The following is a 23,009-nucleotide window of genomic DNA, read 5'->3' as shown; positions in this document are numbered from 1 at the left end:
ATTATCTTACTCCTTTGGGCACGTCATCTAAGTAGCTGGCCATATGGAATCATATATTTCTGGCTACTTGGGCAGGTACTATGCGAGGCACAACGGAGGGAGCATAGCCGTAGCTATGTGACCGGAGTTGTAACGAAGCAGAGTGCCTGAACAAGGAGTCAGAAATATATGATTCCATATGGTTAGCTACTTATACGAAGAGACAATAAAGCTCGCAATAGGTTATATTACTCCGCTAATGATGCTGATTCTCATCCAAGGTAGTCATGAGCAAGAAAGTAGCAGTTATAGAAGGTGAAGAACTTGCGGCCATCGCTGAACGCTGCGAGAAGCTGGTGAACAGCCATCAAACATTAACGCTTTCCACGCTTTCTCCACAAGGGAGACCGGAAATCAGCTACACTCCCTACCTGCGGGGGGAAGACGGTACTTTTTATATATTCGTCAGCGAGCTGGCTCACCACACTCCCAACCTGCTGGCTAACCCTGTGTGCTCAATCCTGTTTGCCGCCCCTGAGTCAGAAACCAAAAACCTGTTTGCCCGGGAGCGTGCCTTTTTCCATTGTCAGGCCGATGAGCTGGCAAGAGGCACCGAACGCTGTGACCACTGGCTGGACCTGATTCAGGAAAAATTTGGCAATACGGTGGAAGTCTTGCGCAATCTGCCGGACTTTCACCTCTTTGCCCTGACACCTGAAAATGGCCAGTATACCGTTGGTTTTGGCAAAGCTTTCAAAATCAATGCGGATGGCTCCTTCAGCCATATTGTTATCGATAATAAAAAGTAATAACCGAGGTTCCAATGACCCAAGAAGCGATAGACAGCGGCTTTATGGCTAAGGCTATCGAGCTGGCTCGCTCAGGTTGGTATACAACCATGCCCAACCCGAGAGTTGGCTGTTTAATTGTAGACGTCAACGGTCATATTGTTGGCGAAGGCTGGCACGAAAAGGCAGGAGAGCCTCACGCCGAAGTGCATGCACTACGCATGGCTGGCACCAAGGCCAAGGGTGCCACAGCCTATGTAACCCTGGAGCCTTGCAGCCATTTTGGCAGAACACCGCCCTGTGCAGAAGCCCTCAAGGCTGCCGGTGTCGCACGGGTGGTTGCGGCTATAAAGGATGACAACCCGGCCGTATCCGGTAAAGGCATGGCCCTGCTTCAGGAAGCGGGAATAGAAATCCAATCCGGCGTTCTTGCCGATGAAGCCCGAGCCCTGAATGAAGGTTTTTTCAAGCGCATGTCTACGGGCATGCCGCTGGTCAGAGCAAAACTGGCCATGAGCCTGGATGGCAGAACCGCCATGGCCAGCGGTGAATCCCAATGGATTACCGGCCCCAAGGCTCGCAGTGAAGTGCAAAAACTCAGGGCACAGAGTTGTGCCATTATCACCGGGGTAGGTTCGATCCTTTACGACAATTCGTCACTGACGGTTCGCCCCGATGAACTGGGTTTGACCAATGCCGAAGCGATCTGCAAACGTCAGCCTCTGCGGGTGGTTCTGGACTCCACACTGCAAACGCCCGTTGATGCCAAAGTTATTTCAGGCCCCGGGCATTGCCTGATCGTTACCACCTCACCATGCTGCCCTGAGAAAAAAGCCCGGCTGGAGCAAGCGGGTGCAGAAGTGCTGGTTTTAGATAATGCCGAAGACCAAACGGCTGGCAGAGTTAACCTCCCGGCACTGTTAGCAGAACTGGGACGCAGGGAGTGTAACGAGGTGCTACTGGAAACCGGCGCTCAACTGGCTGGCAGTATGATGGCTGAAAACCTGATTGATGAGCTGGTGGTATTCATGGCTCCGGTCCTGATGGGCTCAGCAGCAAGACCTCTATTGAACTTACCATTGCAAAGCATGTCTGAAAAAAAAGAGCTGGTTATCAAAGATATCCGGGCAATAGGTAATGACTGGAAAATCACAGCGCGACCATTGTCTTGATAAGCTGCTCCCAACCAAAGATGGGGATTTTCTGCTTAAAATGTTCCATTTTATTTGAAGAAACAAGGTGTTGTTATTACTAATATAACGGTTAGTGATTTATGTGAAAGCAAAGGAAGAACTACTTACAACCATTAACGATAACTTAACCGAAAATTGAGGTTAGTAAATGCAATCTGTTAATCCATCTGAATCAACTTATCAACATCCACCACAAGCACATTTTGACGAAAACAATGAAACTGTAGCGCTCATGTCTGGAAGATATATAAAAAAACACCAGATTGGCGAAGGTTGTTTCTCGAAAGTGTTTCTTGCTGAAAAAATAACAGGAAATACAGAAAACAAATATGTCGCACTGAAAAAACCCAGCCATTACGGTGAAATTGAAATCAATGCTCTCAAAGCATTAAACCCACATGTAAATATTGTAACTATGTTGGACTACTCTCTGGATAGTTCTACCATTGCTATGGAGCTGGCAGACTGCAATGTATATCAACTCATTGGTTTATGGGGGCAAGACAAAACAAGGTTGAATAGCAAACAGCTGAACTTTTTTATAGCCGAATTATTAAGAGGGTATCTCCACATACTGCAAAAAGGCAGGATTATCAGTGCAGATATTAGCCAGAAAAATGTCCTGTATGTTGCCCGAGATAACAGGCTGAAAATTTCTGATTTCGGCCGACCGAATAATTCTGATGGCACCCTCATTTGGAATCGCATACAACAGCAAAAAATAGGTGAGCTATTGCTATCCCTGCTCGACAGGATGGGTCACGACTGTGTGGGAGTCCCGCCCGGACAAAAAGATTGCTCTGGTTGCCTTCAGTATGAAATAAGAATTTGTAGAGAAGGCCCTGATAAAAGCTTGAAAAGATTGAAACAAGAACTTAGAAATGAGCAGGAGAAAATCATCTCAGACCTTTTAAACGCACGTCTTGATTCAGGCCAGATAGAAAATATCCTGGAAAGCTTAACCACTCAATTAGAAATACTGCCCAAGCCTGATAAATTTTCCGATCCGTTGCGGGCCTGAGAAAAGCACACTCCAACGAGTGAGGATCTCGTTAGTAGACAATTGTTGGCGTGCTTTCGGTTTTTTCTATTCTGATGCGTTAAGTACTACTTTTTCCTGCCTGTCATGTAGTGTTTGGCCTCTATATCGTACACAAATAATTCTGCCTCAGGGTATTGCCCCATGACTTCAGACAATGTTTTTTTTGGATACTCTTCAAGCTCACCTTCAGGACCTGCAACGTTGAGTACCTTTTCATCAAGATCGCAAACAATGATCCAGCAATTTTCAGTGTATGCCATCAGACGAAGATCAATCTGTTCGGCATAATTATGGGGATTCTGTAACTGTTCAATTTGTTCTTTAAACGTAACAGTGAGTGCCGAGTCAAACTGCAGCTTACGATTGCCTTGCAGGCACTGCATTCCCTCCTGGTAGGATCGGTTTCTTAATTCCCTGATGCTGGAATGACCTCTAACCCTGGACATACCATCATAAAAACAATCGCCATCGCGAGCCGTCGGAACAAACTTCCGGTGGTATTTCGCTAATATGGCCTGCGCCTTTTGCTCTTGCCGGATAAATTGTTCTTGCTCAACGGCGTTCGTTTGTTTACTTGCAGCGATACCCAGCGCCATATCGGGATCACTTTCAGCAACCGTGCCTGAGTTCAGACTACGCTGAATGGCCTTTGCCACATCTGCCCGCTCTCTGGCACTACGCATTTGCTCATCCCGTTGCTGCGACTTTCTGCTGAGCGCTAACGCCCGGCCCAAAGCGGGATCATTCTCATCAGTTGCAGTAGCCAGGCTATGACTTAAAGCTTCTGCCAGCTCAACTGCCTCCCGGTCAGCACGTCTCAACTGATCCGTGACTTCGGTCACCCTGCTGTCCGCTAATGCTTGCTGGAGTTCATCATTAAACGTGTCAGCATGGTTATGGCTCACAGGGCTCTCAGAATAACCTTCACCCTGCACTTCATCAGGCAGCCTATATACACGTTCCATGTCATCTACATCCAATGGGTCAGGAATGTCACTCAGATTACTGGCCGTTTCATAACCTGAATCATCGCCTGACTCTGTCGATCCGGTTGTCTGACGATTTGCATTCTGGCCACCCTCGATTGCTGGCAATGATTCCTGATATGGTATGTGACTCACAAAGGGCACAACCCCCTTGTTAACCCCTGCAACATACCGATCCTTTATGCTTTTCTCTATGGTGGGTGCCTGAAGCGCTTCCTCCATGGTTTTCCTGTAATGGGGTGCGAGGAGGAAACATTTGACATGATTGATCAGATAAGAAAAAAAACCTTCCTTGACCTCCAGCTTATAAACCAGTCGTCCATCTGACGTATTCACCTTTTGCATAGCCAGGGATCGCCAGCGGCTGTGGTTACCTGCACTGTTCCAATTTTCAAGAACGTCAGCAGAAGACTTTAATACATCCGATGTATTTCCAAACATTATGATTAGTCCCTTTATCATTCCATTGAATAGTGACCAGCCAGATAAACACCAATAATACGCTTAGCCTAAAACATTACAGGCAAATCACAACAAAGCACAAATCCCCCATAAACCACTTTTAACCCCTGACGAAAAGAGTAAAATAGCCGCCACACATTTTTTCGCTTATAGCTGATAAGAAATCGTACCGGAAACCACCGGGTATCAGAGGGACATTATGCAGCTGAACTCCATCGAAGAACTTCTAGAGGACATTCGCCTCGGTAAGCCGGTCATACTGATGGATGATGAAGACCGTGAGAACGAAGGTGATCTGATCATCGCTGCGGAGAAAATCACCCCGGAAATTGTTAACTTTATGACCCGTGAGGCCAGGGGGCTGCTATGCCTGACACTGACCGGCGATCGTTGTGATTTCCTCGGCCTTCCGCCGATGGTGGGGGCTTCGGACAACCAGTCTGGCTATGGCACACCATTCACCGTATCCATTGAAGCGGCAGAAGGGGTGACCACAGGTATTTCCGCTCAGGACCGGGCCAGAACCATTTTAACGGCGGTTGACCCACTTTCACGCCCGGCCGACATTGTCCAGCCAGGTCATATTTTCCCACTTCGTGCCAGACCCGGCGGGGTCTTGAGCCGCGCTGGCCACACAGAAGCCGGTTGTGATCTTGCCCGTCTGGCAGGGCTGACACCGGCAGCCGCCATTATTGAGATCATGAATGAAGATGGCTCAATGGCCCGTCGCCCTGACCTGGAAGCGTTTGCAGAAAAGCATGACCTGAAAGTCGGTACTATTGCCGACCTGATCCACTACCGGATTATCCATGAAAAAACCGTAGAAAAGGTTGAGCAGCGGGTCATTAATACCGACTTTGGCCAGTTTGATCTTTCGGTTTACCAGGACAGCATCAGCGACTGCAAACACCTGGCGCTCAGCAAAGGCTATATCACGCCGGACTCACCAACCGTGGTTCGTGTTCATGCCATGGAACCGTTCCGTGACCTGCTGGCAGCCCACAGTGACGCTACCCGCACCAGCTGGTCTCTGCATAAAGCCATGGCCAGGGTCGCCGAAGAAGGCAGCGGGGTTGTGGTACTGCTGGATTCCGGCAGCCACCAGGACCTGGGAATGGCCCTGGAGCGCTTTGTTGATGCCAATGAGCGTTCGTCTTCCGATGGCATGTCCAGAGCCTACCAGGCCATTGGCACCGGCTCACAGATTTTGCGGGACCTGGGCGTTGGCAAGATGCGCCTGTTAAGCTCGCCCATCCGCTTTGCGGCTCTTTCCGGGTTTGACCTGGAAGTTGTGGAGTATCTGCCATTTGGTGAGTAACTCATCCCATGGACATAGCCCCTCAATAGTGTAAAAAAATCACAATGAACGTTACCCGATCATGTAAACTGATCGGATATCGTTCATCTGTATTTAATACAGAAGTTGCCTTTGCTATTACTATTTGGTTGGTTCACCTTCTGGTGGTACACCGCACTTTGATTGCGTTGCTAACGAATGTGTTTAACAGCCGTCTCAGGTTAATCTGGAAGATGAATTGCTTCCCCTTGATGCTCTGACGGTAACAAACCTGGACAAATCTGGCAGCAAGGGTGGAAAGGCACACGCCTTTCAAATGATATCCCTTTTATAGAATCTGGAGGCTTGAGGTGAGCACCTCGCCAATGAATAACCCACAAGGCAACCCCATTCAAAAGAAGAGCGCAGACCGGCTCAACCCGTCGGCTCGCAGAAGAGCACGACAGCTGGCCCTTCAGGCACTGTATCAGTGGCAAATTGCCAAATCACCACTGAACCAGATTGAAGCGCAATTCCGCACGGACAACGATTTCAGCAAAGTGGATGCCGGCTATTTCAGTGCCATCATTCATGGTGTGCCCAATCAAACCAACCAGCTTGATGAAGCGATGACCGCCGTACTGGACCGCCCATTGAGCCAGCTTGACCCGGTGGAGCTGTCAGCCCTGCGCATTGGCTGCTTTGAACTGATCAACCGGAAGGATGTTCCTTACCGGGTGGTGATCAATGAAGCCATTGAACTGGTCAAGCGCTTTGGTGCCCAGGACTCCCATCGCTACATTAACGGCATCCTCGACAAGCTGGCACCACGCCTGCGTTCTGAGGAAGTGCAAGCCTACCGGAAAAAATAGGCTGATTATAAGCGGCTTACGCCATCACGGATGTCAGGCACAGAAGACGACTTGACCATGTAACGGGGATTTATGGCCACTGGTGTAATGGGTGAATTCGAGCTGATCAAACGCTATTTTGCTCGCCCTGAGATCGCACGGATTCAAGGGCAATATACCAGCAGCATTCTTGGCATTGGCGATGACTGTGCGCTCTTTGACATCCCCCCGGATATGCAGCTTGCCCAGTCACTGGACACCCTGGTGGAAGGGGTTCACTTTCCCGGTGAGTGCGATCCTTTCGCCCTTGGTTACCGCGCCCTGGCCGTCAGCCTCAGTGATCTTGCCGCCATGGGGGCAGAACCGCACAGTTTTACCCTTGGCCTGACCCTGCCCAGGGTTTCCGAGCTCTGGCTGAAAGAGTTCTCTGAAGGTCTTGCCCAGCTTGCCCAGCGATTTAAAATCCCGTTGATTGGTGGAGATACCACAAAAGGACCGCTAACCCTATCGCTACAGGTCCAGGGGCTGGTCCCCAAAGGAGAGGCCCTGTTACGCAGTAGTGCCCGGCCCGGTGATCTTATCTGTATTACCGGCACCCTGGGTGATGCCGCCGGGGCGCTGCCTTCTGTGTTGAGCGGCGAGACACCGGAAACCTGCGGTGATGAAAGCCTTAAATACCTGTTACATCGCTATTGGTACCCCTCCCCCCGTCTATTCGCCGGGCAATGGCTGCGCCAGGCAGGTGCTACCTCGGCCCTGGATATTTCCGATGGGCTGCTGGGTGATCTTGGCCATATCCTCGAAGCCAGCAACGTGGGCGCAGAAATCGAGCCCGATCTGGTTCCCAGGTCTGCAGCCCTTGGCCGGTGCCATGACCAGGATAGCGCCCTCACCCTGGCCCTGACCGGTGGTGACGATTACGAACTCTGTTTCACGATTCCCCGCCAACTGGCTCAGACGCTGCCAGCAAAACTCTCAGATGGCTGTCGCATTACCTGTATTGGCCAGATTAATGATGAGTCTGGAATAATCAGAGACCCACAGGGCAACCTGCTCAGCAAAAAAGCCTACACTCATTTTTGATTTCTGAAAGAATATAAAGCCCATGACGCTCTCTACCAGACAAGGCATAGCACCAAGAGAAACCTGCTGGAAAAATCCTGTTCACTTTCTCGCCTTTGGCTGCGGCAGCGGGCTGGCTCCTAAAGCGCCCGGTACCTTCGGCACCATTGCCGCCGTGTTCTTTTACCTGCTACTGCAGGGATTAAGTCTCTGGACATACCTTGGGGTTATAGTGGTCGCTTCCGTGGTGGGTTTCTGGCTCTGCGGGCGAACCGCAAAAGATCTGGGGGTGCATGACCATCCAGCGATCGTCTGGGATGAATTCTGCGGCTTCTGGATAACCATGATTGCTGCCCCGGTAGGATGGCCCTGGATTCTTCTGGGCTTTGTCCTGTTCAGGCTGTTTGATATCTGGAAGCCCTGGCCGATCAGCTGGCTGGATAAAAAAGTTCACGGCGGTATTGGCATTATGGTTGATGACCTGGTGGCAGGCGTCTTTGCATTTTTATGCCTGCAGGCCATTCACTATGTCTATCTGAAGGAAGTTCTCACATAACCCTACATAGAGATTGTTAACCGGGTTAACCCGGATATCATCAAAAGCAGTAAGTATTAGAAAAAAGAATACATAATGAGACTGCCAACCTTTCTTCTGGGCAACATTCAGGTAAACCACGTAGAAGTAACCGTTATCGAAGGCTCCTACCCTGACATCGTATTACCAGGAGCTTTCTGAAACACGTCAAACTGTCAGAGCATCGTGGAGTCATGCAGATTGAGGCAAATTACTAACCCATTGTTACGGGTCAGCCGGTAGTTCTCTCTATTTTTCTGCCTTATTACCATACTCGCCTGACGCCTCACAGACTGATACAATCCGGTCACGAATTACATAAGGAGCAGTGAGTGTCTGTTAGTTTTGTTGCAGAATCTCGCTTACCCACGCCCTATGGCGAATTCATCATGTATGGCTTCGAAGACAGTGGTACGGGCAAGGAGCATCTGGCATTAACCATGGGGAATGTCAGTCAGGGGGGACCGGTACTTGCCAGGGTTCATTCCGAATGTCTGACGGGCGATGCACTGTTCAGCATGCGCTGCGACTGCGGCCCGCAGCTTCAGGCGGCCCTGGAGCGTATTGCTGAAGAAGGCCGGGGAGTATTGCTTTATCTCCGCCAGGAAGGCCGTGGCATTGGTCTGCTGAATAAGGTTCGCGCCTATCACCTTCAGGACAGTGGCATGGATACGGTTCAGGCAAACGAAGAACTGGGTTTTGAACCGGATATGCGCAAGTATGACATGTGCAAAACCATGCTTGATCATCTTGGCGTTTCCAGCCTGAAACTGATGACCAACAATCCACGCAAAGTTGAATCCCTTACCAACCTGGGCATTCAGGTTGCCGAAAGAATCCCGCACCAGACCGGTCAAAACCCTCACAACGAGCGTTATCTGGCCACCAAAGTGTGGAAGCTGGGGCACATGTACAACATGGCCTGAACAAATCCAATAACATCAAAAAGGGAGCCAGCTGGCTCCCTTTTTTTCATCTCGACGCTGTCGTGTGAAAGACAGTTGTCCAGGGCAAACTCCTTAAGCGGGAGTAGCTGCTTTGCCAAGATGAAATGACTTCCGCTCTATCCGCTCCATCCGGTCACGAACCGAACGAATAATACCCTCCTGACCCAGCCCGCACTGAGCCAACTGCTCCTTATGGCTCGCCGCTTCAATGTAAGTATCAGGAATACCAAGGTTCAGCACCGGCACAGTAATTTCCTGCTTCTGCAGATATTCCATCACGCCTGAGCCTGCACCACCGGCAATACACCCTTCTTCCAGGGTCACCAACAACTCATGGTTAGCAGCAAGCTCTTTGACCAGCGCTTCATCCAGAGGTTTAACAAACCGCATATTGGCAACGGTTGCATCCAGCGACTCAGCAGCTGCCAGGGCATTCCCCAGCAAGGTGCCAAACACCAGCAGCGCTACCCGGCTTCCTTTACGACGAATTTCCCCCTTACCAACAGGCAAAGGTGCAAGATCAAGGCAAATCTCAGCACCTGGTCCTGTTCCCCGGGGATAACGAACCGATGCCGGACCTTTATAAAGAAAACCTGTAGACAACAGCTGCCTGGTTTCATTTTCATCACCCGGCGTCATCACCAGCATATCGGGGATACAACGCAGATAGGCAATGTCGTAGCAGCCACCGTGGGTTGGGCCATCTTCCCCCACCATACCGGCACGGTCGATGGCAAACAGCACATCCAGATTCTGCACTGCGACATCATGAATCAGCTGATCATAAGCACGCTGCAGGAATGTCGAGTAGATCGCAACAACGGGCTTGAGGCCTTCACAGGCCATGCCTGCCGCCAGGGTGACACAGTGCTGTTCGGCAATCGCCGCATCAAAGTAACGCTCCGGAAAGTGATCCGCAAAACGAATCAGGTCAGAGCCTTCTTTCATTGCCGGCGTAATACCCATCAACCGCTCATCCGCTGCGGCCATATCATACAACCACTGTCCAAAAACATTGGCGTATTTGGGCTTTCTGGGGGCAACCGTCTTCTGGTTCCCGGCTGCCTGTGGCTCCAGCTTGGTAATAGCATGGTAACCAATCGGATCCTGCTCGGCCGGATTAAACCCTTTCCCCTTCTGAGTCACCACATGCAAAAACTGAGGACCTTCAAGGTCTCTCATATTTCTCAGGGTATGAACCAGCATGGGCAGGTCATGACCATCAATAGGGCCGATATAGTTGAACCCCATCTCTTCAAACAACGTTCCGGGAACCACCATTCCCTTGACGTGTTCTTCGGTTCGTCTTGCCAGCTCCCAGGCACGGGGAATAACATTCAGAACCTTTTTACTGCCTTCACGAATATGGTGGTAAGTCCGGCTGGCAAGTATTTTGGCCAGATAGTTGGAGAGCCCGCCAACACTTCTGGAAATGGACATATCGTTATCATTAAGAATCACCAGCATATTGGCCTTTACATCCGCTGCGTGATTCATGGCTTCATAGGCCATACCCGCCGTCATGGAGCCATCGCCAATCACCGCAACAGTGCGCCTCTTTTCACCTTTGGCCCGGGCGGCAATGGCCATGCCAAGCGCCGCACTGATAGACGTACTGGAATGCCCGACACCAAACGTATCGAACTCACTTTCGTCTCTTTTCGGGAAAGCGGCGAGGCCATCCTTTTGTCTCAGGGATGACATTCTGTCCCTGCGCCCCGTCAGAATTTTATGCGGATAAGCCTGGTGCCCCACATCCCAGACCAAACGGTCTTCCGGAGTGTTAAACATATAGTGCAGCGCAATGGTCAGCTCCACTACACCAAGCCCGGCACCAAAATGCCCCCCTGTCCGCCCAACGGAATACAATAAAAACTCCCGCAGCTCCCGGGCCAGTTGTGGCAGACGGGATTCTTCAAGTGCGCGGAGTTGTTCCGGATTATTTACCTGGTCCAGCAAAGGAGTATCAGGCAGTGTCTTGGGTATCTCGTGAAACATGTGCTCGTAATAACGTCTGGGATGATCCGCTGGCTGGCATTGTACACCCAACCTGACTGGAATAGCATCGCACAATCTTGTTGTGCAGCCTAGCCCATAGAATTGACAAATCAGATAGGTTGGATTCCTGAAGCCACCTACAACGCTAGTAGCTTCTTCGAATGATGTAATCGGCAATCTGGCGAAGAAAATCAGCACAATGGTCGAATCCGGAAAGGGCGCTGATGGCAGTATGGTGAAGCTCTCTGGCATAAGCTTTCGCTGCCTCCAGCCCCATCAGGGAAACATAAGTTGGTTTGTCCAGAGCCATATCCGCTCCCTGAAGCTTGCCCAGCGTCTCCGTATCAGCAATAACGTCCAAAATATCGTCCCAAACCTGGAAGGCAAGACCAATAGCTCTTGCATAATGATCCAGTGACTGCAACTCCTCGCCCTGCAACGGCCTGGCACACAATGCTCCCATACGGACACTGGCCCGAATCAGAGCACCGGTTTTATGGGTATGCATCAACTCAAGCTGCTGCTGGTTCAGCTCCGTCCCTGCGGCGCACTGGTCCATCGCCTGACCACCCGCCATGCCAGCCAATCCCGACGCCTGGCTGAGGATCGTCACCAGCTGCAATCGAACACTGTCAGTCAGGGTTGAATCAGGACATAAACGGGCATTGCCCAACACCTCAAAGGCCTGACTCTGCAGCGTGTCGCCCACCAGAATCGCAGTTGCCTCATCGTATGCCTTGTGACAGGTTGGCTTACCCCTGCGCAGGTCATCATCATCCATTGCCGGCAAATCATCATGAACCAGTGAGTAGGCATGGATTAATTCAACAGCGCAGGCAGCAGGGTTGGCCTGCTTAACATCCCCTCCAAAAGCATGGCAGGCAGCATAGACCAGCGTTGGTCGCACTCTTTTGCCACCATTAAAAACACTGTATCGCATCGCTTCCAGCAGCAAAGGGCTGACCTTACTGTCATCAGGCAGGACTTTAGAGAGCGCTTGATCCACCTGTAAACGACACTGCTCGATAAATTTTGAAAGCGGCACAGGGCTTGCCATCTTCACAGCCCTCTATCTGCTGAAGGCTCTGCACCGTCAACAGCAAATGGCTCTGTGGTCAGTTCACCATTTTGCACAAGCAGCTGCTGAACTTTCTGCTCGGCATCGGTCAATGCTTTCTGGCAGCCACGGGTCAGTTTAATGCCCTGTTCAAAGGCCTTCAGAGATTCTTCCAGGCTCAAATCGCCGGACTCCATTTTCTGGACCAATGTCTCCAGCTCCGCCAAAGACTGCTCAAAGGCAAAGCTCTCAGTATCTACCGTATTTTTTGACATGAATGAGCCTGTTGAAGAAAACATTCATGGCACGTTATCAACGAGCCATGACGAGAATAGTTGGCGAAAACGATTTTCGCACTGGTTTGACCAACCGCTTTCGACCATCCGCAATGATCAAACCATTATCCCGTTGGCCGATATTGAAAGCAATGCTCCGGCAAGATCATGGACCTTAATGATGGAAGAACAAAAACGGCAGGCAGTTTACCACAACTCAAGGCTGGGCCAGATCCTGATAAAAAAAGGATATATCTCACCAGAACAGCTTGATGCCGCCATTCAACGGTCAACAAGACCTGACCAGCTGCTTGGTGAATACCTGATAGAACAGCGCATGCTGTCACGATGGCAACTGCGCAGGGCACTTTCCAGCCAGAGCCAGCTTCGTTTATCCGCCTCCCTGTCAATGGCTCTGCTCACTCCGGTTTATCCACTGCTTGCGAAAGAACATGCTGAGCCGATTGATAGCACGCTGGAAACACTGCTCAAGCCGCTCCTGATAGCAGGCTCCGCTGACACACTTGAATTCAACCCTGATTTGTCAACGATTGAATTCAGGCACAATGGACTGATTCGGCTGCGGATCCCAAGCACGCTTGGTGAGCTGAACTTTGACGGCCTGCGATTGATAACCGATGGCAACAAAAACCACCTGGCGCTGTCTCTTGCAGATCTTGAGCTTACTGATGCCAGGTTATTTATCAGAACCATCCACAACCAGCTTGATCCAGCCCTGCCTTGAAACGTTTCAGGGCTGCGCGACTTTTAAATAGCCCTGATATGTCATCGACCAGCATAATAATTTTTTACTCGAGGCAAGCCAGTCATTGCCTCGAGTGGAACTTTTTTCAGACCCCGGGCTCATAGAAAAAAAGGTGAACAAGGACCTATATTATGTTTCCAGCCCCTGCTGTGTCGCCCCGAGTACAGGCGTACATTCTTGATCCCCAAACCCCTGACTCGTCAATTCCATTCGCGTTTTTTGGTATCAGAACGGTAAAAAAAGTACATTGCCAACCTGTTAGCTGTTATTTGAACAAACTTCCTGATGAACTACTGGAAATCATTGCCAGTAATTTGTCTTTTTTTGATTTTGTTCATTTCAGTGCGACCCATACACGTCATGTGTCGTGCCTTCGATCAGACCATGTCATTAAAAAAATGTTGGTCAACGATAAAAGCATGTCCTTGTTGCTTTTTGAAAGAGCGGACAACAAAGTGGAATGTTACCTGAGGGGCCTGCTATGGAATGATCGTCAGCTCACACCGGATGAAGTGGTTAATGCTTTCCCGGACAGTCCAAAAAGCAAACTGGGGATAGCGCGTTTCAAAGCAAATTGTTGCATCAGGGGCACGCCGTTGAATGGCCAGAAGGTCTCAACGGAAGCTGTGGTCGAGGCGTTCCCGGATAGCCCGGAAGGCAAAGAGAGGTTAGCGTTCTTCAAAGCGCATTGTTGCCTGAAAAAAATGCCGCTGCATGGCCAGATGGTCTCAACGGAAGCTGCGCTCGAAGCGTTCCCGAATACTCCGAAAGGCAGACTTGAGATGGCGCTCTTCAAAGCTCAATGTTGCCTGAGGGAACTGCTGCTGTATGGCCAGCAGGTTTCACCGGAAGCTGTGATCAAGGCTTTCCCGGATAGTCCGGAAGGCAAACTTGAGATGGCCATCTTCAAGGCGCAGTGTTACCTGAGGGAACCGCCGCCTCATGGTCGGCGGCCTTCACTGAAGGCGGTGCTTGAGACTTTCCCGGATAGTCCGGAAGGCAAACTGGAGATAGCGTTCTTCAAGCAGGGATGTTGCTTAAGAGGCCTGCCATTGGGTAATCCGGTCTTACCACACATGGTGGCCAAGGCTTTCCGGAATAGTCCGGGAGGCCAACTGGAGATAGCGCGCTTCTTTGGGCAGTGTTGCCTGAGGCGTATACCGTTGAGAGACCAACAGATCAGACCGGGTGATTTGCTTAACGCTTTTCCGAATAGCGCGAGAGGCAAACTTGAGAGGGCGCACTTCAAAGCGGCATGTTGCCTTAGGCAACCGCCGTTAGCTGGCCGAGAGATCACACCGGATGATGTGGTCAAGGATTATACGGCAGCAAAAGCAATACTGGCGTTGGTGCGTTTCAAAGCGGAATGCTGCCTGAACGGCCTGCCCTTAAAGCGCCAGGCGATCTGTGCAGATGAGGTTGGCAGGGACTATGAACGTGGCGGCTGGTTGGCTGAAAGAGACGACTTTTATTCTCGACTGAAGCAGAAGGCAAGTCAGTTGAACGACGATAATCTTGCATAATTTCATTAAGCGACAGTTTCCAACTTCTGCCGTGCCTCTTCCACAATCAGGATCGTTCAGTCTTGATCCTGAAATTTTGAACCTGATAATCATTTGAAGGTCAAACGGCGGTATTTATATTCCAAGTGTGCAGGGTTTTATTCTGAAAGCAATCGCATCCGCCTACTCCCACCCAAAGCCTGCTGGTGATCAACAACCTGCTTCAAGCGCGAGTTCTCCGCACTCCGGAAATACATTCAGCGGCAAAAGAGTCTCAAACCGTCCGTCGTTTAAAAGTACTGCTCGCTCCCTGAATAATGGCAAATGTGTTGAGGATGCCTTTTGGGGGAAAAAACCATTAAATGGACGTCAAGTCACATCAGCTGATGTACTGAGAGCCTATGGGATGGACACATCGTCTCTGCGCAGCGGCTTCTTCCTGCAAAAGCTCTGCTTACAAAACATTCTTCTTAACAATAGAAAAGTGACCCCGGATCAGGTCATTCAAGAATTCAACCGGGAGCCATGTCGAAACAATAAATACCAGCTAGCAATCGTACGCTTTAAGGAAGAATGCTGCCTGAAGAGTCTGCCACTGCATGGCCAGCAGGTCACACCGGAGGAAGTGGTTAAGGGCTTTCAGGCCACCAGGGCAACACTGGAGCTGGCGCTTTTCAAAGCAGAATGTTGCCTTAGGGGCCTGCTGTTGAATGGCGGACAGGTCACACCGGACGAAGTAGTCAGGCATTTTGCCACGAGCCCGAAAGACAAACTGGGGATAGCGCGCTTTAAGGAACAATGTTGCCTGAGAGGTCTGCGGTTAAAAGGCCAGCTGGTCACACCGGGTGCGGTGGTTAATGATTTCCCGAACAGTCCGGAAGGACAACTGGGGATAGCGCGCTTCAAGGCAGAATGTTGTCTCAGGGGCCTGACGTTGAATGGCCGACTGATCACACCGGACGCAGTAATTAAGGCTTACCCGGATAATCAAGAGGGCACACTGGGAATAGCCCGCTTTAAGGAACAATGTTGCCTGCTGGGCCTCTCGTTGAATGACCAGCAGGTTACACCGGATGCGGTGGTTAAGGGGTATCAGGTCGCCAGAGCAACACTGGAGCCCCTGCGTTTCAAAGCGGAATGTTGCCTGAGAGGTTTGCCGTTGAACGGCCAGCTGGTCACACCGGATGTGGTGGTCAGGGGGTTTCAGGCCGCCAAAGCAACAATCGAGCTGGCGCGTTTTAAGGAACAATGTTGGCTGAAAGGCTTGACGTTGAATGGCCAGCGGGTCACACCGGAAGCGGTGCTAAAGGATTTTCCGGACAGTCCGGAAGCCAGACTGGCAATAGCACGCTTCAAAGCGGAATGTTGCCTGAAAGGCTTCACGTTGAATGGCCGACAGGTCACACCGGAGGCGGTGCTAAAGGATTTCCCGGACAGTCCGGAAGGCAGACTGGGGATAGTGCGATTTCAAGCAGAATATTGCCTGAGAGGCCTGCCGTTAAACTGTCAGCAGATCACACCGGATAAGGTGGTGGCGGATTATCAGGCAACCAAGGCCGCACTGGAGCTGGGACACTTTAAAGCACAATGTTGCCTGAGGGGGCTGCCGTTGAATGGCCAGCCGGTCACATCGGGCGCGGTGGTTAAGGATTTCCCGGAAAGCCCAGAGGGCAGATTGGCGGCAGCACGCTTCAAAGCGAAATGTTGCCTGAAGGGCCTGCCGTTGAATGGCCAGCAAATCATACCGGATATGGTGGTCAGGGATTTCCCGGATAATTCAGATGGCAGGCTGGGCAGAGCACGCTTCAAAGCGGAATGCTGCCTGAAAGGCCTGCTGTTAAATGGCCTGCAAGTCACACCAGATGTGGTAGTTAAGGAGTTCCCGGATAGCCAGCATGGCAAACTGGGTATAGCACGTTTTAAGGAGCAATGCTGCCTGAAAGGCCTCCCATTGAATGGTCAACAGGTCACACCGGAGGCGGTGGTCAAGGATTTCCCGGAGAGCCCGAAAGGAAAACTGGGGATAGCACGCTTCAAAGCGGAATGTTGCCTGAGGGGCCTGATGCTGAATGGCCAGCAGGTCAAACCGGATGCAGTCATTAAAGGTTATGAACAAGGTGGCTGGCTGCTCGAAAAAGCGATTTTTTACTCCAGGCTGGTATTGAATGCAACAGAATTGAATGGCAACTATCTGGATAACAAGGACGTATTAGCAGCGTTTAATGAGGCATCCGGGGATCACTCTTCAAGGAAAGCCAGGTATCTGATGCAAAGGCTGAAACGATCTCAGTGTTACGATGAAACCAACGACGCGCAGGACTTACTGCAAGAAGCCTGGCAAATCTTAAACCATGTGTCGGCCAAAGACGATGAGCAACATCAGTTGCAATGTATGTTGCAATGCATGGCGATGCAGCATGGGCTGCCAATAAATCATCAGAGAGTATCAGCAGAACAGGTATTGCAGTCCATCAAAAGACTGAGGCGCTCATTTCAGAACTCACGACTGCATTTCTTCTTCCTGGCACAATGCCATATTGCCCGCCAATCTGTTAATGGACGACAAATCCACAGGTATCAGGTTCTGGAGAGTCTTCAGAGTTTTCCTGAAGGAAGCAAGCTGCGCCGCGCCCTGGGCTGCTGGTTTGAACATTACAGCTGCGAAGCCAACATAATGGATGAGTTACTGTTTCAACCGGAAAGTACCGTTCCCGGTGATGGCAACAGACATTCAGCCAATCGTGCAAATACCGATGGGCATGACCATAAAGAACAACTCCCCCACGCCCCCCCCGGTGTAGAGAGTTCTGGCCGAAGAACAACATCGGTCACGGCATCCGCCGCCAGTTCTGGCAGTGAATGCCGGGATAAAACAGACAATACGTCCACCACTCAGACAGCTACCGCCTATGTAGTGCAAACGGTGAAGCAATGGTCAAGCAGGCCGGGTTTGGACAGTCCGGTCACGCGGTTAAACGCATTAACGTTGGAAGCACTGGAGGTTATTCAGGAAATCAATAGTCTTTATAGCAATCCTCAAATTCTGATTACCGGCTCATATGCCCGTTTTTTACAGAACCTCTGCTCATCATTCAATGATATTGACATTATCTGCACGGACAAAGAGCCGGCCAGAAGACTCGTTAAAAAGCTGCAGACTCTTAACAGCGACATGGACTCAGACATCCCCAAAAGCGTCGCCATCGGGCTTATCCCGGGATGTCAGGCGATTAAACTGCCAGGCGCTTACAATATTCAGCTTAAAGAGGGTGATTTGGGGATGAAAGCAATGGGACTTCAGGTCAATATTGATGGCAGGGCAGCCCGTAGAAATACCGCAGAATTGGCCATCCACGTTCCTGGCGTTGAAAGGCCGGTAATGTGTTTGCCGTTTGCTGAAGAAATCCGGTTACTGAACGATACCCTGGAATACCTCACTGAAAACCTTGACTCTTTGACCGGGCAATTGCAAAAAGAAGCGGCATTTCATATACCACGGACCATTCTTTTTAATTCACCTCAAAACGCCGATGAACGTATTTACGGTTTGCTTATGCGCGCCCTGCTTACCTTGCATAAAGCCAGCCAGTTTATCGCTTTGCACGTTGACGGCAAACCCGTAAAACCTGACTGTCAGACCGAACAATTTCGCGAACAACAACGCCTCCATGCTCTTACTGAGAATCTTGGAATCAAATTGACCAACCATATTTGCCGCAATGACTTTGAACTCAGAGTGAACAACTGGCTATCGACCACTGCGCATGTTAACGATTTCGAGATCAAGAGAAAGGAATTTATCAAAGCACTGCTTGCGTTGCTGCATCCTGAATAAGAAACGCCACCTTTTTGTCGGCTCACGGTTTTGTCCGCACTGCGTAATTATCGTCAACAACTGTCTCAGGATAAAAAAGGCCACCAAAAAAGTGGCCTTCACTGATTTCAGCCAAGTCGGAATTAAACGTCTGGTGCCGCAGTGCGTTTAACTTTTGCCTTATCAGAGTTTTCAACCGGACCTGAGCTGTGCTCGGTCCATACGTCTGCGTCCATGGTTTTATCAAGGAATGGGAACTTGCGACGATTGAATACCGGCGTCACACCGGATGCCACCTGGTCATCAAAGTCCTTCAGAACCTGAACAACAATACCAGAAAGCATCAGAATAGCCGTCAGGTTAATCAGTGCCATGATCCCCATGGAGGCATCAGCAAACGCCCACACGGTTGGCAAGCTGCTGCTTGCCCCCCAGATCACCATACCCAGTACAGCAAAACGATAAACGTTTACCAGCCAATTCTTGTCCATGATAAAGCGCAGGTTTGATTCACCATAGTAGTAATTGGCAATGATCGAACTGAAAGCAAACAACAGAATAGCCGCAGCTACCATGTGCTTACCGATCGGCCCCACCTGGCTTTCCAGAGCCAGCTGCGTCAACTCGATACCTGTTGCGCCAGAACCGTCCATTACGCCGGACATCAGGATAATAGAAGCGGTCGCAGTACAGACAATGATCGTATCCATAAATACGCCCAGCATCCCCATCAGGCCCTGGTTGGCAGGATGATTCGAGTGTGCCGTTGCTGCTGCGTTAGGGGCACTACCCATACCCGCTTCATTGGAGAACAAACCACGCTTGATACCCTGCTGCATCGCCTGGGATACCGCGTAACCCGCTCCACCACCGACAGCACTATCAAGACCAAAAGCGCTCTTGATAATCAGGCTGAAGACCGCCGGCAGCTCTGTGATATTCATAAATACCACCACCAGGGCCACACCCAGATAGCCAAAAGCCATGATCGGTACGACCATCTCTGCCACTTTGGCAATGGAACGAATACCACCGAAGATGATCAGGGCACTCACCATTGCCAGCCCCATACCAATAGCTTCCGTTGGAATTTCGTAGCCACTGAATGCCGCTGCAATGGAGTTAGACTGCACACTGTTAAAGGCAAAGCCAAACGCAATAATCAGGGAGATGGAGAAGATAATACCCAGCCAGCGCTGCCCAAGGGCTTTCTCAATGTAATAAGCCGGGCCACCTCGATAAGTACCATCACCGTTGTTGGTCTTATAAAGCTGGGCAAGAATATTCTCGGCAAGACTGGTGGACATACCCAGAACCGCGATCAGCCACATCCAGAAAACAGCACCAGGCCCACCCATAGTAATGGCAACCGCGACACCCGCGATGTTACCAGTACCTATCCGTGCAGCAAGACTGGTACAAAACGCCTGAAACGGAGAGACATGAGTAGAACAATCAGTCGCACGGCTGCACAGCATGGTTTTCATTGCCAGAGTAAACCGGCGAATCTGAACAAAGCGGGTTTTTACCGTGAAAAGCAGACCTGCCCCCATAAGCAGGTACATAAGAATGCTGCCCCATAGCAGACCATTGATGGAGTCTATTAAGTTATTCATAAAATTTCCGGCGCATTGTGTATTCTCGATTTTTATTTCAAATTAAAATTTATAACATTAGGGAATAAACCTTGAATGATAAGTATAAACACCTATCAACCAAACAATAGAAATCCTTTAAAAACTGCCTGAAACCCTTTAAAAACAACACATCCTATGTCCAATTCAGGCCAAATAACAAACCACAGAAATACGCATAACGCGATCCCCAATACGCACAAATAACAACTGATGCGATTGAAAGCCTGAACAAAAATTTAGAATACCCTTACGGTAAAATAAAACATTTCCTAAACAATCAGGAAGCCCCACCATTTCAAAATAGCAAACATCAAAACAGGCTTTTTCATCAGGAAACAAATAATGAGCATACCAATTATCAATTAAATGACACTATTGATAATACTCTTTCATTGTTTAGTTATAGATAACACGAGGCAATGTAAAAGACTACCTTGTCAACAACATTCCTCAAACAAGCAATCCCTGATAAAGATCAACCAACATCAACGTTTCAACTTTTGCTAACAGGACTTCGTTTCCTGAAAATTGGCATTACCAATGCGCTCGAGAGAGTCCTCAGACTCAGGTTTATGAACCCAGACGTCCTTATCAATCGTTCGATCCAGAAAAGGAAAACGAATGCGGTTAAACTCAGGGGAGCGGCCGGATCCTGACTGTAAATCATAATCCCTCAATACCTGCATAACCGGGCCACTGAGCAACAGGATGATCACTAGATTAATCAGTGCCATCAGCCCCATGGCAAGGTCAGCAACCATCCATACCATCTCGAGGGATGCGATTGAACCAAGAAAGACCAAAAATACGACAACAGATCGATAAACCTGCAATAACCGGGGACTGTTACGAATAAACAGCAGGTTTGACTCACCGTAGTAATAATTGGCGATCACTGATGTAAAACCAAAAAAGATGACAGCAATGGAAATAAACCACTGCCCCCAGCCACCGACAATACCAGCGAGCGCAGCCTGAGTCAGCTGGATACCATTAAAGGTACCGCCTGATTCCAGCTGGCCGGATAGCAGCACAATGGCAGCGGTCGCTGTACAGATCACAATGGTATCGATAAACACGCTGATCATCGACACAATGCCCTGAGCCGCCGGATGGTTTGGTTTGGGTGTCGCTGTCGCAGCAGCATTGGGGCCACTGCCCATACCAGCCTCATTGGAAAACAGGCCTCGCTTGATTCCCTGCATCATGGCCTGTGCCACGGAATAACCAATAGCACCACCTGTGGCTGAATGCAGACCAAATGCACTGTCAAAAATCAACGTAATAACGGCAGGCATTTCCTTCAAATGAAAAGCGACAACACCAAAAGCAATCAGCAGATAAGCCAGGGCCATTACCGGAACCACTAACTCTGCAAAATGAACAATCGAGTGGATCCCTCTGAAAATAATCACAGCGGTCACACCGGCAATGACCAGGCCGACCAATACCGGACTTATCGCCATATGACCGGAAACCGCCTGGGATACCGAGTTAGCATGAACCGCATTGAAGACAAACCCGAAGGTCGTTAGCAATAGAACTGAAAATAAAATACCCAGCCAGCGCAGGCCAAGTGCCTTCTCTATATAGTAAGCAGGGCCACCACGAAAGGTTCCATCTTTATTGTTGGTTTTATAGAGCTGCGCCAGCGTGTTCTCCACAAAACTGGAGGCCATCCCCAGCAGGGCAACGATCCACATCCAGAACACCGCACCGGGGCCACCGATAAAGATGGCAATGGCAACCCCGGCCAGGTTACCAGTACCTACGTGTGCAGCCAGGCTGGTACAAAGGGCCTGAAAAGAAGAGATTTCATTACCTGATGTCTTTCGAGACCCCAGCGTCAGCTTCCATGCGTGAAAAAAATAACGAAACTGGACAAACCGGCTTCTGACAGTGAAGTAAACACCCGCACTCAGCAGCAGATAGATCAGTAAATATTCCCAAATGAAGGTGGTAATTTCTAAAAAGGTCGTACTCATTTGAGCCCCAATGATTTTTCACACCAAACAAGAATAGCAGAGGATTTTTGACACAAAGGGGGATTTTGCAGGGTAAAAACTGCCCAAAAAGACAAAAAATAAACAATGCCTTTGTTTATCGATGGCCAGTGGGCTGCCCGGGCAATAGCGGTCGAAGCAGAGTCTGAAGGTGAGCCAGCCACTCAAAACGGTTAATAATTAACGGTTTGAGACGAATGTAGTAATAGCGTCCTAAAATATTAGAAACCGTTATGTTCAGGGAGTGAACACAAATGTCTCAGTTAATCCGGGAATTCAAAAGTGAACACGTGCAAATCAGTGACCTGCTTTTACAAGCACGTGAAGTGGGTGTTGACAACCAGCAAGGTCGAAATTTGATACTTTCCGCAAAAAAAATGCTGCTGGCCCACTTAAACAAAGAAGATAAGTACCTGTATCCGGTATTGCGAGAAGCCGCTGAGAACGATGACAGTCTGAAGTCTACCCTGACTGACTATGCGCTGGATATGGATAAGATTTCTGCCGACGTGATGGTTTTTTTCGCCCTGTATGAAAATGGTGAGAATACCAACAAAAACTTTCAGCAGGACTGCAACAACATCATCAAGGCATTGAGCAAGCGAATTACCAAGGAAGAAGCGATTCTCTACAAGACTTACGATAAAATCAAAGGTGTTTGAAACCGGCAGTTAAGTAGTTAACCAAATGAAATCATATATTTCTGACTAAGTGGGCAGTCACTCTGCGGCGTTGCAACTCCGGTCACATAGCTAAGGCTATGCTCCCTACGTTGCGCCTTGCATAGCAACTGCCCA

The 23,009-nt window shown here is 49.8% G+C and carries 18 protein-coding genes; 12 read left to right on the top strand and 6 right to left on the bottom strand.

Annotated features, from left to right (window positions below; all coding sequences use genetic code 11):
- The first annotated feature begins 266 nt into the window (after positions 1-266).
- The 3 genes from CX664_RS19765 to CX664_RS19755 all read left to right on the top strand — a co-directional run bounded on the left by CX664_RS19765 (position 267) and on the right by CX664_RS19755 (position 2,981).
- Positions 267-788, top strand: a complete 522-nt coding sequence (locus CX664_RS19765) for a HugZ family pyridoxamine 5'-phosphate oxidase (protein ID WP_101748403.1) — start codon at positions 267-269, stop codon at positions 786-788.
- Positions 789-802: 14 nt separating this feature from the next.
- Positions 803-1,939 (top strand): bifunctional diaminohydroxyphosphoribosylaminopyrimidine deaminase/5-amino-6-(5-phosphoribosylamino)uracil reductase RibD, encoded by a 1,137-nt coding sequence (ribD, locus tag CX664_RS19760; RefSeq protein WP_101748402.1) that lies wholly within the window; start codon positions 803-805, stop codon positions 1,937-1,939.
- A gap of 169 nt (positions 1,940-2,108) precedes the next feature.
- Positions 2,109-2,981, top strand: coding sequence for a protein kinase domain-containing protein (locus CX664_RS19755; RefSeq protein WP_101748401.1), 873 nt, complete (start codon positions 2,109-2,111; stop codon positions 2,979-2,981).
- A gap of 86 nt (positions 2,982-3,067) precedes the next feature.
- Here the strand turns inward: CX664_RS19755 and CX664_RS19750 are convergent, their stop codons facing one another.
- Positions 3,068-4,429: an OTU domain-containing protein gene (locus CX664_RS19750; protein WP_101748400.1), complete on the bottom strand. Its 1,362-nt coding sequence runs from the start codon at positions 4,427-4,429 to the stop codon at positions 3,068-3,070.
- Positions 4,430-4,649: 220 nt separating this feature from the next.
- Between CX664_RS19750 and ribBA the strand changes: the two genes are divergently transcribed.
- The 5 genes from ribBA to ribA all read left to right on the top strand — a co-directional run bounded on the left by ribBA (position 4,650) and on the right by ribA (position 9,139).
- Positions 4,650-5,768, top strand: a complete 1,119-nt coding sequence (gene ribBA / locus CX664_RS19745; protein WP_101748399.1) for a bifunctional 3,4-dihydroxy-2-butanone-4-phosphate synthase/GTP cyclohydrolase II — start codon at positions 4,650-4,652, stop codon at positions 5,766-5,768.
- Positions 5,769-6,112: 344 nt separating this feature from the next.
- On the top strand, positions 6,113-6,598 hold the full coding sequence (gene nusB / locus CX664_RS19740; protein WP_101748398.1) for a transcription antitermination factor NusB: 486 nt from the start codon (positions 6,113-6,115) through the stop codon (positions 6,596-6,598).
- A 72-nt stretch (positions 6,599-6,670) separates the two neighbouring features.
- Entirely contained in the window at positions 6,671-7,660 is a 990-nt protein-coding gene (gene thiL / locus CX664_RS19735) for a thiamine-phosphate kinase (RefSeq protein WP_219622240.1), read from the top strand.
- 22 nt (positions 7,661-7,682) lie between these two features.
- Positions 7,683-8,195 (top strand): phosphatidylglycerophosphatase A family protein, encoded by a 513-nt coding sequence (locus CX664_RS19730; RefSeq protein WP_101748397.1) that lies wholly within the window; start codon positions 7,683-7,685, stop codon positions 8,193-8,195.
- A gap of 350 nt (positions 8,196-8,545) precedes the next feature.
- On the top strand, positions 8,546-9,139 hold the full coding sequence (ribA, locus tag CX664_RS19725) for a GTP cyclohydrolase II (protein WP_101748396.1): 594 nt from the start codon (positions 8,546-8,548) through the stop codon (positions 9,137-9,139).
- Between the two features lie 93 nt (positions 9,140-9,232).
- Here ribA and dxs read toward each other — a convergent pair whose 3' ends face one another.
- The 3 genes from dxs to CX664_RS19710 form a co-directional block, all read right to left on the bottom strand.
- The gene (gene dxs / locus CX664_RS19720) at positions 9,233-11,158 is read right to left on the bottom strand and encodes a 1-deoxy-D-xylulose-5-phosphate synthase (protein WP_101748395.1); all 1,926 of its coding nucleotides are present in this window, start codon (positions 11,156-11,158) and stop codon (positions 9,233-9,235) included.
- Positions 11,159-11,303: 145 nt separating this feature from the next.
- Positions 11,304-12,215, bottom strand: coding sequence for a polyprenyl synthetase family protein (locus CX664_RS19715; protein WP_101748394.1), 912 nt, complete (start codon positions 12,213-12,215; stop codon positions 11,304-11,306).
- A 2-nt stretch (positions 12,216-12,217) separates the two neighbouring features.
- Entirely contained in the window at positions 12,218-12,490 is a 273-nt protein-coding gene (locus tag CX664_RS19710; protein WP_101748393.1) for an exodeoxyribonuclease VII small subunit, read from the bottom strand.
- On the opposite strand from CX664_RS19710, the gene CX664_RS19705 reads away from it, so the two are divergent.
- From CX664_RS19705 to CX664_RS19695, 3 genes are all read left to right on the top strand, one after another.
- Positions 12,489-13,235 (top strand): cyclic di-GMP-binding domain-containing protein, MshE-related, encoded by a 747-nt coding sequence (locus tag CX664_RS19705; RefSeq protein WP_101748392.1) that lies wholly within the window; start codon positions 12,489-12,491, stop codon positions 13,233-13,235. The two genes, CX664_RS19710 and CX664_RS19705, sit on opposite strands and share 2 nt — an antisense overlap.
- Before the next feature lie 290 nt (positions 13,236-13,525).
- Entirely contained in the window at positions 13,526-14,779 is a 1,254-nt protein-coding gene (locus CX664_RS19700; protein WP_146000168.1) for a hypothetical protein, read from the top strand.
- 385 nt (positions 14,780-15,164) lie between these two features.
- Positions 15,165-18,593, top strand: coding sequence for a hypothetical protein (locus CX664_RS19695; RefSeq protein ID WP_146000167.1), 3,429 nt, complete (start codon positions 15,165-15,167; stop codon positions 18,591-18,593).
- Positions 18,594-18,715: 122 nt separating this feature from the next.
- Here CX664_RS19695 and CX664_RS19690 read toward each other — a convergent pair whose 3' ends face one another.
- Complete coding sequence (locus CX664_RS19690; RefSeq protein ID WP_101748389.1) at positions 18,716-20,188, bottom strand: alanine/glycine:cation symporter family protein; 1,473 nt, start codon at positions 20,186-20,188, stop codon at positions 18,716-18,718.
- A gap of 524 nt (positions 20,189-20,712) precedes the next feature.
- A complete protein-coding gene (locus CX664_RS19685) occupies positions 20,713-22,194 on the bottom strand; it encodes an alanine/glycine:cation symporter family protein (RefSeq protein WP_101748388.1) in 1,482 nt (493 codons plus the stop codon).
- A 272-nt stretch (positions 22,195-22,466) separates the two neighbouring features.
- On the opposite strand from CX664_RS19685, the gene CX664_RS19680 reads away from it, so the two are divergent.
- Positions 22,467-22,874, top strand: a complete 408-nt coding sequence (locus CX664_RS19680; RefSeq protein ID WP_101748387.1) for a hemerythrin domain-containing protein — start codon at positions 22,467-22,469, stop codon at positions 22,872-22,874.
- Positions 22,875-23,009: the final 135 nt, after the last annotated feature.

Origin of the sequence: Endozoicomonas acroporae (genome assembly GCF_002864045.1) — a bacterium.
GTDB lineage: Bacteria > Pseudomonadota > Gammaproteobacteria > Pseudomonadales > Endozoicomonadaceae > Endozoicomonas > Endozoicomonas acroporae.
The sequence above is the reverse complement of the archived record's forward strand: the minus strand, read 5'-3'. Positions and strand labels throughout refer to the sequence as shown.

Coding starts and splice junctions, on each gene's coding strand:
- CX664_RS19680 (WP_101748387.1), top strand. CDS start 22,467: ATGTCTCAGTTAATCCGGGAATTCAAAAGTGAACACGTGCAAATCAGT.
- CX664_RS19750 (WP_101748400.1), bottom strand. CDS start 4,429: ATGTTTGGAAATACATCGGATGTATTAAAGTCTTCTGCTGACGTTCTT.
- CX664_RS19695 (WP_146000167.1), top strand. CDS start 15,165: ATGGACACATCGTCTCTGCGCAGCGGCTTCTTCCTGCAAAAGCTCTGC.
- CX664_RS19705 (WP_101748392.1), top strand. CDS start 12,489: ATGAATGAGCCTGTTGAAGAAAACATTCATGGCACGTTATCAACGAGC.
- CX664_RS19690 (WP_101748389.1), bottom strand. CDS start 20,188: ATGAATAACTTAATAGACTCCATCAATGGTCTGCTATGGGGCAGCATT.
- CX664_RS19715 (WP_101748394.1), bottom strand. CDS start 12,215: ATGGCAAGCCCTGTGCCGCTTTCAAAATTTATCGAGCAGTGTCGTTTA.
- CX664_RS19685 (WP_101748388.1), bottom strand. CDS start 22,194: ATGAGTACGACCTTTTTAGAAATTACCACCTTCATTTGGGAATATTTA.
- CX664_RS19730 (WP_101748397.1), top strand. CDS start 7,683: ATGACGCTCTCTACCAGACAAGGCATAGCACCAAGAGAAACCTGCTGG.
- nusB (WP_101748398.1), top strand. CDS start 6,113: ATGAATAACCCACAAGGCAACCCCATTCAAAAGAAGAGCGCAGACCGG.
- dxs (WP_101748395.1), bottom strand. CDS start 11,158: ATGTTTCACGAGATACCCAAGACACTGCCTGATACTCCTTTGCTGGAC.
- ribBA (WP_101748399.1), top strand. CDS start 4,650: ATGCAGCTGAACTCCATCGAAGAACTTCTAGAGGACATTCGCCTCGGT.
- ribD (WP_101748402.1), top strand. CDS start 803: ATGACCCAAGAAGCGATAGACAGCGGCTTTATGGCTAAGGCTATCGAG.
- thiL (WP_219622240.1), top strand. CDS start 6,671: ATGGCCACTGGTGTAATGGGTGAATTCGAGCTGATCAAACGCTATTTT.
- CX664_RS19765 (WP_101748403.1), top strand. CDS start 267: ATGAGCAAGAAAGTAGCAGTTATAGAAGGTGAAGAACTTGCGGCCATC.
- CX664_RS19755 (WP_101748401.1), top strand. CDS start 2,109: ATGCAATCTGTTAATCCATCTGAATCAACTTATCAACATCCACCACAA.
- CX664_RS19710 (WP_101748393.1), bottom strand. CDS start 12,490: ATGTCAAAAAATACGGTAGATACTGAGAGCTTTGCCTTTGAGCAGTCT.